At 70.9% G+C, this 11,136-nt stretch carries 10 protein-coding genes; 4 read left to right on the top strand and 6 right to left on the bottom strand.

Annotation, left to right across the window (positions count from 1 at the left end; all coding sequences use genetic code 11):
* Positions 1-24 precede the first annotated feature (24 nt).
* Positions 25-840 (top strand): DeoR/GlpR family DNA-binding transcription regulator, encoded by an 816-nt coding sequence (locus tag OG787_RS45020; protein ID WP_369031903.1) that lies wholly within the window; start codon positions 25-27, stop codon positions 838-840.
* 79 nt (positions 841-919) lie between these two features.
* Here the strand turns inward: OG787_RS45020 and OG787_RS45015 are convergent, their stop codons facing one another.
* Complete coding sequence (locus OG787_RS45015; RefSeq protein ID WP_405539234.1) at positions 920-2,038, bottom strand: PLP-dependent cysteine synthase family protein; 1,119 nt, start codon at positions 2,036-2,038, stop codon at positions 920-922.
* 336 nt (positions 2,039-2,374) lie between these two features.
* Between OG787_RS45015 and OG787_RS45010 the strand changes: the two genes are divergently transcribed.
* Together OG787_RS45010 and OG787_RS45005 are read left to right on the top strand one after the other, a co-directional pair.
* On the top strand, positions 2,375-2,698 hold the full coding sequence (locus OG787_RS45010) for a hypothetical protein (protein ID WP_405539233.1): 324 nt from the start codon (positions 2,375-2,377) through the stop codon (positions 2,696-2,698).
* 239 nt (positions 2,699-2,937) lie between these two features.
* The gene (locus tag OG787_RS45005; protein WP_369031905.1) at positions 2,938-3,486 is read left to right on the top strand and encodes an ATP-binding protein; all 549 of its coding nucleotides are present in this window, start codon (positions 2,938-2,940) and stop codon (positions 3,484-3,486) included.
* Positions 3,487-3,526: 40 nt separating this feature from the next.
* Here OG787_RS45005 and OG787_RS45000 read toward each other — a convergent pair whose 3' ends face one another.
* The 4 genes from OG787_RS45000 to OG787_RS44985 form a co-directional block, all read right to left on the bottom strand.
* The gene (locus tag OG787_RS45000; protein WP_405539231.1) at positions 3,527-6,109 is read right to left on the bottom strand and encodes an ABC transporter permease; all 2,583 of its coding nucleotides are present in this window, start codon (positions 6,107-6,109) and stop codon (positions 3,527-3,529) included.
* The gene (locus OG787_RS44995; protein ID WP_405539230.1) at positions 6,106-6,858 is read right to left on the bottom strand and encodes an ABC transporter ATP-binding protein; all 753 of its coding nucleotides are present in this window, start codon (positions 6,856-6,858) and stop codon (positions 6,106-6,108) included. Before OG787_RS44995 ends, OG787_RS45000 begins: the two co-directional genes overlap by 4 nt.
* Positions 6,855-7,175 carry an SHOCT domain-containing protein gene (locus tag OG787_RS44990; protein ID WP_405539229.1) on the bottom strand — a complete coding sequence of 107 codons (321 nt, stop codon included), beginning with the start codon at positions 7,173-7,175 and terminating at the stop codon, positions 6,855-6,857. Before OG787_RS44990 ends, OG787_RS44995 begins: the two co-directional genes overlap by 4 nt.
* Positions 7,176-7,328: 153 nt before the next feature.
* Positions 7,329-8,810, bottom strand: a complete 1,482-nt coding sequence (locus OG787_RS44985; RefSeq protein ID WP_405539228.1) for a ketol-acid reductoisomerase — start codon at positions 8,808-8,810, stop codon at positions 7,329-7,331.
* A gap of 88 nt (positions 8,811-8,898) precedes the next feature.
* Between OG787_RS44985 and ilvY the strand changes: the two genes are divergently transcribed.
* On the top strand, positions 8,899-9,753 hold the full coding sequence (ilvY, locus tag OG787_RS44980) for an HTH-type transcriptional activator IlvY (protein ID WP_405539227.1): 855 nt from the start codon (positions 8,899-8,901) through the stop codon (positions 9,751-9,753).
* A gap of 115 nt (positions 9,754-9,868) precedes the next feature.
* Here the strand turns inward: ilvY and OG787_RS44975 are convergent, their stop codons facing one another.
* A complete protein-coding gene (locus OG787_RS44975) occupies positions 9,869-11,089 on the bottom strand; it encodes an ROK family protein (RefSeq protein WP_369031911.1) in 1,221 nt (406 codons plus the stop codon).
* Positions 11,090-11,136 lie beyond the last annotated feature (47 nt).

Below are 11,136 nucleotides of genomic sequence, written 5' to 3'. Positions count from 1 at the left end.
ACCCCGGAAAGACGTGGAGCGGTCGTGAATGACAACCAGAACCTCCTCGCGGAGCAGCGGCGCGCCCTGATCCTCGACGAGGTACGGCGGCGCGGGGGCGTTCGCGTCAACGAACTGACCCGCAAGCTCGGCGTGTCGGACATGACGGTCCGCCGCGACCTCGACGCGCTGGCCCGCCAGGGCGTCCTGGAGAAGGTCCACGGCGGCGCGGTGCCGGTGGTCGAGGCGAGCACCCATGAGCCGGGGTTCGAGGCCAAGTCGGGCCTTGAGCTGACGGCCAAGGAGGACATCGCGCGGGCGGCGGCGGAGCTGGTCGCGCCGGGGTCGGCGATCGCGCTGTCGGGTGGGACGACGACGTACGCGCTGGCGCATCAGCTGCTGGACGTGGCGGATCTGACTGTCGTGACGAACTCCGTGCGGGTCGCTGACGTGTTCCATGCGGCGCAGCGGGTGTCGGGGCAGCGGCAGGGGGCGGCGACGGTCGTTCTGACCGGTGGGGTGCGGACTCCGTCCGACTCGCTGGTCGGGCCTGTGGCCGATCAGGCGATTGCGTCGCTGCACTTCGACGTGCTGTTCCTTGGGGTGCACGGGATATCTGTCGAGGCCGGGTTGTCCACGCCGAATCTCGCGGAGGCGGAGACGAATCGGCGGCTTGTGCAGTCCGCGCGGCGGGTTGTTGTGGTTGCCGACCACACCAAGTGGGGGACGGTGGGGTTGAGTTCGTTCGCGGCGTTGGAGCAGGTGGATACGTTGGTCACGGACTCGGGGTTGGTTTCTGAGGCTCGGGATGAGGTTTCTGAGCATTTGCGGAGGCTGGTTGTTGCGGGTGAGGGCGCCTAGAGGGGTGGCTTGGTAGTGCGTTTGCGTGTGCTGCGCCGTCGTGGCTTGTCGCGCAGTTCCCCGCGCCCCTAGGTGGGTCTCACCACGCGCCTGTTTTCAGGAACCCTTCGATCCTCGTTCTGTAAGGCGCGATGTTCAGGTTCTGGTCCTTCAGCCAGGTGTCCGAGTAGTACTTGTCCAGGTAGCGGTCGCCGTGGTCGCACAGGAGGGTTACCACGCTTCCCTGTTGTGCCGTTGCCACCATCTCGGCGATGATTTTGAGGGCGCTCCACAGGCCCGTGCCCGTGGAGCCGCCCGCCTTACGGCCGATCGCCTGTTCCAGGGCTCTTACCGCGGCGATGCTGGCCGCGTCGGGGACCTTCATCATGCGGTCCACCGCGCCGGGGACGAAGCTGGGTTCCATGCGGGGGCGGCCGATGCCCTCGATGCGGGAGCCGCAGTCGCAGGTGACGTCCGGATCGCCGGTGGTCCAGCCCTCGAAGAAGCAGGAGTTCTCCGGGTCGGCTACGCAGATACGGGTGTCGCGCTGCGTGTAGTGGACGTAGCGGGCGAGGGTCGCCGAGGTGCCGCCGGTGCCGGCCGTGGCGACGATCCACGCGGGCTCCGGAAAACGTTCCAACTCCAGTTGGCGGAAGATGGATTCGGCGATGTTGTTGTTTCCGCGCCAGTCCGTGGCCCGTTCCGCGTAGGTGAACTGGTCCATGTAGTGGCCGCCGGTCTCGGCCGCGAGGGCCGCGGAGGCCTCGTACATCTTGCGCGAGTCGTCCACGAAGTGGCACCGGCCGCCGTGGAACTCGATCAGGCGGCACTTCTCGGCGCTGGTCGTGCGGGGCATCACCGCGATGAAGGGCACGCCGATCAGTTTCGCGAAGTACGCCTCGGAGACGGCCGTGGAACCGCTGGACGCCTCGATCACCGGGCGGCCGGGACGGATCCAGCCATTGCACAGTCCGTACAGGAAGAGCGAGCGGGCGAGGCGGTGCTTGAGGCTGCCTGTGGGGTGGGTCGACTCGTCCTTCAGATACAGGTCGATACCCCACTTCTCGGGCAGCGGGAAGCGCAGCAGATGCGTGTCGGCCGAGCGGTTGGCGTCCGCCTGGACCTTGCGGACGGCCTCTTTGAGCCAGGCGCGGTAGTCGGCGTCACTGCGGTCGACGTCGAGGGTTTCGGCGGTCCCGGTGGGGTCGGGGATGCTCACGTCGGGCTCCTTGTGATGCGCTTGCCGACGGCGTCCTGGCGCAGCCGTACATCCCGATCATAGACACCTTCCTCACGCCTCTCACCTGCATAAACATCCCTTTGAGCGGATCAAAGGCAACCCTGTGGACAGGGGGCCGCCGCGGGTCGGGCGGGAGCCGGCGGGGGGTGGGGCGCATCCCGGTGAGTGCTTCCGCCCGTTGCCGGAGAGTGCCGTACGCACTGGTGCTCGACGCCGGGGGCAGGCAGACTGCAACGCACGGGGGCGCACAATGGATCACGTTCCAGGCGGGATCACCACGCATCTCGGCGGAAGCCGACAAGGGGGCGGAGCATCATGGCGGAGCCGGAGTTCACGGCCACGGGCGTGCGAATCGGGAAGAGGCTGCGCTCCCTCACCCGGGCCGGGCAGGTCCGGATCAGCGACGGCAGGCTGGAGCTGCTCACCAGCTACGGCAGCGAGATCGACAGCGCTCCCGTACAGGCGGTGCGCGCCTCGAAGCCCTGGTTCGCGGCCGACGACCGGGCGCTCGCGGACCTCAACGGCCAGCGCTACCTGCTGACCCTGGGGGATCACGACCCGGCACCGGGCGAGACCGGGCCGCCCACGGCACGCCGGTTCATAGAGGCCGTGCGCAAGGCGGCCGGGCGCGGGCGCTGAGCAGGCCGGGGACCGCGGGGCCGTATCTCGTACGGACATCTGGCGTGCTGTGCGCCATGCCGCGAGTTGCGGGTTTCCGTCCCCTGAGCCACGCTTGTCACACGTCACTCTGGGTTTACCGGCGATAACGCTGCGAACCAGCCCGCCGGCCACGACAGCAGGCGGCCATTGCACGCAGGCATTCTGCTGGATCCGATCTCGTGTCTTCTTCCGGACCTCAATTCGGGGAGTCGCAAGCCGTGATCAGCCACCCAAGCAGGCACTGCACGGTGGAGCTGCAAGCTCTTCCGTCGCGGATCGGCCAGGTCCGCAGAATCGTCTCTGCACAATTGCGCTACTGGCATCTGGATCCCTTGATAGACCGGGCCTCGCTCGGTGTGACCGAGCTGCTCACCAACGTCCACCGGCACGCCCAGCCCGACAAGCTGTGCACCGTGGAGATCGAGGTCCTGCTCGACCGCCTCACGGTCTCGGTGCACGACCACGACCCACGCATTCCCGAGCTGCGGGACGCGGATCCCACCGCCACCTGCGGACGCGGCCTCGCGATGGTCGCCGCCGTGAGCGAGAGCTGGGGTGTGCGGCCGGACGGCGAGTCCGGGAAGGTCGTGTGGTTCACGCTGCCGACGGTCGCGCCGGTGGTGGCCGCCCCGGAGACCCGGCCCGCGAGCGCGACGCCCGTGCGTCAGGTGTTCGAGGAGCCGTTGTGCGACGACAAGGGGTACAAGCCGGGGGCTCACCGGCGCAGGCCGGAACACGCTCCCGCCCGGTCGGCCGTCGCAGGCTGACCGGGCGGTGACCTCTGGCGTCCCTCTCTTGGTCTGTACGTCACTCGGTGGCGATGGCCCGCAGTACGTCCAGGCGGGCCGCCCGCCGGGCCGGGCGCAGGCCCGCGAGTGCTCCGGCCGCGACGCCCACCAGGGCCACGACCACGAGCTGGGTGGGCGGCAGTGCGAAGGCGAAGGCACTGTCGCTGGCGCCGTCCGAGGCCTTCACCAGCACCCAGCCGAGGAAGCCGCCGAGGGCGAGCCCGCCCACCGTGCCGAAGGCCGCGACGAGGACCGACTCCCAGCGGACCATGGCGCGCAGTTGGACGCGGGTCTGGCCGACTGCCCTCAACAGGCCGAGTTCGCGGGTGCGTTCGTGGATGGCGAGGGTCAGGGTGTTGGCGATGCCGAGGAGTGCGATGAGGACGGCCAGGGCGAGCAGGGCGTAGACGAGGGTGAGCATCATGTCGATGCCTCCGGCCGACGACTGGGCGTACTCGTCGCGGGTCTGCACCTCGGGGTCGCCGTATCGTGCGGCGATCTGTTCCACCGCGGCCTTGCCCGCGTCCGTGCTCACGCCGCCCTTGAAGGAGACCGCGATGAGCGTGTCGGAGTCCTGGGTGCGGTGCGGGGCCCAGGCGGCGCGGGTGATGACGTACTCGCCGGCGAGTTCGGACCGGCCGTAGACCGCGCGGACCGTGAAGGTCTCCTTCTGGCCGTCGGTGAAGGTGAGTCGGGTCGTGTCGCCGGTCGTGAGGTGCTGCCGGTCGGCCTCCGACTCGGTGATGGCGATGCCGTCGGTGCCGAGGTTGTCGAGCGAGCCGTGGACCTGGCCGAGGTCGAAGACCTTGCCGAGGGTGACGGGGTCGGCGACGGTCAACGCCCGTCCCTTGCCGTCGACTTCGGCGACTCCTCGGCCGAGTCCGACGGCGTCCGCCACCACGGGCTGCACGGCGATCGCGGGAGCGAGGGCCGGGCTGAGTCCGCTGCCGCCTGCCCCGAAGGACGGGGTACTCACGGCCACATCGCCCGCGAAGGACCGCGACACGGTCTGGTCCATAGTGGCCTTCAGCGAGGCGCCGAACACCGTGAACAGCGAGACGACGGCCACGCCGATCATCAGGGCGCTCGCGGTCGCGGCGGTCCGCTTGGGGCTGCGCAGGGCGTTGCGCCGGGCCAGGGCGCCGGTGACTCCGCGCAGCCTGTCGAGAGGGCCGCCGAGGATTCGTACGGCGGTGGTCGACGCGACGGGACCCAGGACCACAAATGCTACGAGAGCCAGTACGGCGCCAAGTCCCGCCAGCCACAAGGACGGTGAGACCAGGACGCCGGTCAGCGTCATGGCGATCGCGAGGGCGCCGAGGCCCGCGCCGGTGACCGCCCGGACGGACGAGGCGCCCGACTGGTCGACGGCCGTCTCGCGGAGCGCGGCCAGGGGTGCGGTGCGGCCGGCGCGTACGGCGGGCAGCAGCGCGGAGCCCAGGCAGACCACGACGCCGACCGCGAGCGGCAGCAGCATGGACAGCCAGCCGATCACCAAGTCGCCCTCGGGGAAGGGGAATCCGATGGCCGGGAACAGTGCCTGGAGGCCCGCGGCGATGGCGATGCCACCGGCCAGACCCCCGATCGACGCCGTCACGGCGACGGCGGTCGCCTCGACGAGCGTGGCCGCGGTGACCTGGCGGCGAGATGCCCCCAACGCCCTCAACAGGGCGTTCTCGCGGGTGCGTTGCGCGACGACGATCGCGAAGGTGTTGTGGATGGAGAAGGTCGCGACCAGGATCGCCACGCCCGAGAAGACGAGCAGGAACAAGGTGAAGATGGTCAGGAACTGGCTGGAGATCATCTCCGTGTTCTCCTCGGCCGACTCCTGACCGGTGATGGCCTCAACTCCCTTGGGCAGTACGGACGCCAGCCGGTCCACCAGCTCCTGCTGCCCCACGCCGGGACCGGCCCGCACCTGGATGCTCGCCGCCTCGCCGGGCCTGGCCGTGAGGTACTTCTCGGCGTCGGCCTGCGTCATCCCGGTGAACGTCACCTGTGCCATGCCGTCCTCGCCCGCGAACGTCGCGAGGCCGACGATCGTCACCTTGACCGGGTCGGGCGTGCGCAGGGTCGTCGTGTCCCCGATGCTCAGGCCGCCCTTCTTCGCCGTGCCCCGGTTGACGACGACCTCGCCGGACTTCGACGGGGCGCGTCCTTCGGCGAGTTGGTACGGGTTCAGCTTCGGGTCGGTGATCCAGTTGCCGGCGAGCGTGGGCGGGCCCTTGCCGCCGATGGGGTCGCCGTCGGCGGCGATGAGCTGGCCGGCGCCCTGGATGTTGGGGGCGGCTGCCGCGACGCCCGGGACCTGCTCGACGGTTGTGACCAGGTCGGTGGGGACCGGCTGGCGTACGCCCTCGCTCTCGCCGGGAGTGGTGATGGCGTCGGCGCTGCGGACGACGGCGTCGGTGCCGCTGGTCGCCTCGCCGAACATGGTGTCGAAGCTGGCGCGCAGGGTGTCGCCCATGACCAGGGTCCCGGCCAGGAAGGCGACACCGAGGAAGACCGCCAGGAACGTGCCGGCGAAGCGGCGCTTGTGCGCGCGGAGAGAGGACATGCTGATGCGGACGGTGGGACGGAGAGGGTGTGCGGAGTCGCTCATGACGGCACCTCGAAGGCTTTCAACCGGTCCAGGACCTTGTCGGCGGTCGGGGATTCCATCCGGTCCACCAGACGGCCGTCGGCCAGGAAGAGCACCTGGTCCGCGTGGGCGGCGGCGACCGGGTCGTGGGTGACCATGACGACCGTGCGGTCCATGTCGCGTACCGCGCGGCCGAGCAGGCCGAGGACCTCCTCGCCGGAGCGCCTGTCGAGGTTGCCGGTCGGTTCGTCGGCGAAGACGACGTCGGGCCGGCCGGCGAACGCCCGTGCCACGGCGACGCGTTGCTGCTGGCCGCCGGAGAGTTCGGCGGGGCGGTGGTGGAGCCGGTCGCGCAGACCGACCACGTCGACGAGCGCGTCGATCCACTCCCGGTCGCCGCCCCCGCCCGCCAGGTCGATCGGCAGCCGGATGTTCTCGGCGACGGTCAGCGTCGGCACCAGGTTGAACGCCTGGAAGACGAAGCCGATCCGGTCGCGGCGCAGGAGGGTGAGGCGCCGGTCGTCGAGCGCGCCCAGTTCGGTGTCGCCGATGAACGCGGCACCGGAGGTGAGGGTGTCCAGGCCTGCCGCGCAGTGCATCAGGGTGGACTTGCCGGAGCCCGAGGGCCCCATGATCGCGGTGAAGCGGCCGGCCGGAAAGCCGACGCTCACCCCGTCGAGGGCCCGTACGGCGGTGTCGCCACCGCCGTACACCTTCACCGCGTCGACGACCTGGGCCGCCGTACGGGTCGTGGTGGTGGCGGTGGTCATGCCGCACCGCCCTTGCCCGCACGGCCGCCCGTGGCACCGAACTGCTCGTCCAGGACGGAGAGCCGCCGCCAGTACTCGTCCTCGTCGATCTCACCGGAGGCGAAGCGCCGGCCGAGGACGGCGAGCGGCGCGTCGCCGGAGAGGCGGTCCTGGGCGTCGTAACGCCCGTTCATGGCGCGCCACGGGCCGCCGCGACGTCCGCGCCAGACCGTGCGGCGCAGGACGGTGACGACGCCGATCACGACGGCCGCCCAGATCAGCGGGAAGAAGAGGATCCAGGGGCCGGGCCCGCCGTCCCAGTTCGCGAGGGTGTTCATGTCGAGTCATCTCCCAGGCAGGGGTTCTGTGCGATGACTCCACGTTCGCGCCGGGAGGGGGTCCGGGTCGTCGTACGGCCGGCGGGAGTGCGCGTACCTCCCCGGGAGTACGTGGGCCTCTTGCGGCTGCTTCCCGGGGGTGTCGGGCCTGTGTCAGGCCACGGAGATGTCGACCGACGGCCGGAGCTTCGCCGCCGCTGCCAGGGCCTCGTGCGCCGGGTGGGTGTCGAAGGCCGCCAACAGGGCGTCGGAGGCGGGGAGTTCGGCCGCCGGGTACGCGATCTGCTCGTACGCCGACTGGAAGCGCGGGCCCCAGCGGCGGGCACCGAGGCGGGCCGTGCGCGAGCAGTTGTCCACCATGTACGCCACGTCACGGGCGCGCATGTACGGCAGCAGCGAGTCGACGGCCTCGATGACGGACTCGTTGACGATCTCCGACCAGGGGTGGCCGCGCTCGGCGAACTCGTCGATCTGGGCGGTCATCGTGGCCACGAACACGCCTGCGGTGAACGGCTCGACGGGCAGTTCGCGCTCCGCCCGCCGGGCCCGCACCCGCTCCCCCGCCGCCCACATCGGGGAGCCGCTGATCCCGCTCATCGGGCGGGCCCCGAGGCGCTGTTCGGCGAGGATGACGCTGCGCAGTTCGGTGCCGTCGGCGACCTCGTCGTAGATCTCGGCGACGAGGTCACGGGCGGGGCGGTAGGTGGCCGTGTACGCGCGGTCGAACGTGTCCCGGTCCGCCGGGGCCAGGCCCTCGCGGACGGCACGGATCCCCTCGTGGGAGATCGTGCGGGCGATCGGGCCGGTGACGTTCTCGCAGGACTTCTCGTACGCGGTCGTCTCGTCGTCCCCGGCCAGCCGGAAGCGGGTGTACAGGCTCTCGACGATGCCGTGGACGGCGCCGAGCAGGATGGCGCGCTCGCCGACGATGTCCGAGAGGTACTCGCTGTCGAGGGTCGTACGGAAGGTGTACGGCGAGCCGAGCGCGACCGACCAGCCGAGGGCGAGGTCCGTGGCCCGGCCGTCCGGGTCCGCGTGCACGGCGAAGCTGCTGTTGATGCCCGCGCCGTTGATCTCCGCGCCCTGCTCGTAGAGGCGCCGCACCGAGTCGCCCATGCCCTTGGGACAGACGGCGATCACCCCGTGTCCGGGCGGGAACTCGCCGCCGTACGACCGGAGATGGCCGAGCAGGAAGCCGTGCGAGAGTCCGATGACCGCGCCCGGCTCGAGGGTCGCGAAGATCTCCTGGTGGTGGGCGGCGAGTGCCGCGTCCGCGATCAGCAGGATGACCAGGTCACTGTCGGCGGTGACGGCGAGCCAGTCGCCGAGGGTGCCGTCCGCCTCGGTGAAGCCGTGGGCGCGGGCGTCGGCGGCGGAGGTGGAGTTCGGGCGGAGCCCGACCGTCACCCGGATGTCCGTACCTGCGAGGGAGTCCCGCAGGTTGAGGGCCTGGGCGCGGCCCTGGGGGCCCCAGCCGATGACGCCGATGCGGCGGATGCCTTCGAAGGCCTGCGGGAGCAGCGGGAAGAGGTGGCGTCCGCCGCGCAGGATGGTCTCCGTTCCGCCGGGCACGTCCATCGTTTCCAGGGCGAAGACGCGGGAGGTGTGGGTAGTGCTGTGCGGTGTCGAGGTCATGGTCGAGTTGTAGGGTCACGGCGAGTGTTGCGGCAAGCGCAACTTGTGCAGCGGGCTGTTGCGGGGAATGAAAGGGCCAGGTCACGGTATGCGCGACGATCATCGGGAGCTGCGACTTTTCGTTCATCTGGCGCAGACGCTGAACTTCGGGCGGACCAGTCTGGACTGTCATGTCAGTCCGGCGACGCTCACTCGGACCGTGCAGCGACTGGAGACCGATCTCGGGCATCGGTTGTTCGACCGGGGGCCGCGCGGGGTGTCGCTGACGGCGGAGGGGCATCGGTTCCGTGAATACGCCGTCCAGGCGCTGGAGTTGTGGCGTGCGTACCGTGAGGAGCACCCTGACCCCGCTCAACTCACCGGCCGGTTGGCCGTGTTCGCGACGGTGACTGCTTGTCAGGTGCTGCTGCCGGGGCTGTTGGCGCCCTTTCGGGCCGCGCATCCGAACGTACGGCTCGATCTGCGTACCGGTGACGCGGCGGCGGCGCTGGCGCGGCTGGACGAGGGGGAGGTCGATGTGGCCGTCGCGGGGATTCCGGCGCGGCTGCCGGAGCCGTTGGTGAGTCGGACGGTTGCCGTGACGGAGTTGGTGTTCGTGACGGCTCGGGATCGGCCGGATCCGGGGCTGGCGGGGCCGTTCGTGCTGCCTTACCGGGGGTTGGTGCGGGAGGCGGCCGATCGGTGGTTCCGGGCGCGGGGTGTTTCGTTCTCGCCCGAGGTGGCTGCTGAACCGGACGGTCACGAAGGGTTGTTGACGTTGGTTGCGCTGGGGTGTGGGACGGGGGTTGTGCCTCGGCTTGTTCTTGATCACAGTGCGGTGCGGGAGCGGTTGGTGGTTGTGCCGGTCGATCCGGTGCTCGAGCCGTTTCCGATCGGGTTGTGTGTGCGGCGGGCTGATCTGCGGCGGCCTCAGGTTGCGGCGTTGTGGAGTCTTACGGGATGAGAGCTTCGTGGGTGGGGCAGTAGTACGGCTGCGGGTGCGTCGTGGCTGGTCGCGCAGTTCCCCGCGCCCCTTTGGGGCGCGTCTCCGCACAGCGCATTTGAAACTGGACGGACCCTTACGCCAGTGCCGCCAGTGGGTCGTCCAGTACCGGTTGCCACGCCAACTCCGCTGCTCCTACGAGGCTGTTGTGGTCCAGGGTGCAGGCGAGGATGGGGACGCCGCCGCTGCGGCCCCAGAGGCTGCGGTCGGCCACCACTGCGCGTAGGCGGTTGGGGTCGGCGTCCAGGAGGGTGCGGTGGAGGCCGCCGAGGATGATGCGGTCCGGGTTGAGGATGTTGACGAGGCCTGCCAGGCCCTGGCCCAGGCGGTCGATCAGGGTCTCGGTGGCCGTGCGGACCTCCGGGTCCGTGTACTGGTCGCGGATCAGGTCGTTGGCCTGCTGGAGGAGGGACACCTCGGGGCCCGGGTCGCGGCCCGCCACGGTGAGGAAGGCGAGCGGGTCGGCCTCGACGTCCAGGCAGCCCCGGCTGCCGCAGTGGCAGGGGCGGCCCTCGGGGTTGACGGTGAGGTGGCCGACTTCGAGCGCGAGGCCCGAACTGCCCGTGTGCAGACGGCCGTCGAGGACCAGCGCCCCGCCGACCCCCCGGTGCCCGGTGGCGACGCACAGCAGGTCGCGGGCGCCGCGTCCGGCGCCGTGCCGGTGTTCGGCGAGCGCGGCGAGGTTGACGTCGTTGCCCGCGAAGGCCGGTCCGGCGATGCCGGCGGCCCGGACGCGTTCGGCGAAGATCTCCCGTACCGGCGCGCCGGCCGGCCAGGCGAGGTGCAGCGGGTTCAGGGCGAGGCCCTCGGGTTCGGCGACGGCCGACGGCACGGCGAGACCGGCGCCTACGCAGCGCCGTCCGGTGTCGTGCAGCAGTTCGGCGCCCGCGTCGACGACCGAGCCGAGCACCTTCGCCGGGTCGGCGTCGACGGTCTCGCAGCCGGGCGCGGTGGCGACGATCCGCCCGCCGAGCCCGACCAGCGCGGCCCGGAAGCCGTCGGCGTGCACCTGGGCGGCCAGTACGACCGGCCCGTCCTCGGCGACGTCGAGCCGGTGCGAGGGGCGTCCCTGCGATCCGGCCGCCGCGCCGGGCCGGGCGTCCACGCTGATCAGCCCGAGCGCCTCCAGCTCGGCGGCCACCGCACCGGCCGTCGCCCGGGTGACGCCCAGCTCGGCGGTGAGCACGGCCCGGGTGGGCGCCCGGCCGGTGTGCACCAGCTCCAAGGCGGGCCCGAGGGCGCCGCGCCCCCGGTCCAACCGCGTCTTTGAAGTGGTCCCCTCGACCTTGCCGCTCATGAGGGCGAGTCTCCCATGATCCGTACGACGCGCTCCGCTGGATATGC

The organism is Streptomyces sp. NBC_00075 (genome assembly GCF_045041225.1).
GTDB lineage: Bacteria > Actinomycetota > Actinomycetes > Streptomycetales > Streptomycetaceae > Streptomyces > Streptomyces adonidis.
Note: the sequence above shows the minus strand (reverse complement) of the source record. Positions and strands in the feature narration are given on the sequence as shown.

What these genes read in the sequence shown, in the direction of transcription:
- OG787_RS45010 (WP_405539233.1), top strand. Translation starts at nt 2,375, where the DNA reads ATGGCGGAGCCGGAGTTCACGGCCACGGGCGTGCGAATCGGGAAGAGG.
- OG787_RS45000 (WP_405539231.1), bottom strand. Translation starts at nt 6,109, where the DNA reads ATGAGCGACTCCGCACACCCTCTCCGTCCCACCGTCCGCATCAGCATG.
- OG787_RS44995 (WP_405539230.1), bottom strand. Translation starts at nt 6,858, where the DNA reads ATGACCACCGCCACCACCACGACCCGTACGGCGGCCCAGGTCGTCGAC.
- OG787_RS44990 (WP_405539229.1), bottom strand. Translation starts at nt 7,175, where the DNA reads ATGAACACCCTCGCGAACTGGGACGGCGGGCCCGGCCCCTGGATCCTC.
- OG787_RS44985 (WP_405539228.1), bottom strand. Translation starts at nt 8,810, where the DNA reads ATGACCTCGACACCGCACAGCACTACCCACACCTCCCGCGTCTTCGCC.
- ilvY (WP_405539227.1), top strand. Translation starts at nt 8,899, where the DNA reads ATGCGCGACGATCATCGGGAGCTGCGACTTTTCGTTCATCTGGCGCAG.
- OG787_RS44975 (WP_369031911.1), bottom strand. Translation starts at nt 11,089, where the DNA reads ATGAGCGGCAAGGTCGAGGGGACCACTTCAAAGACGCGGTTGGACCGG.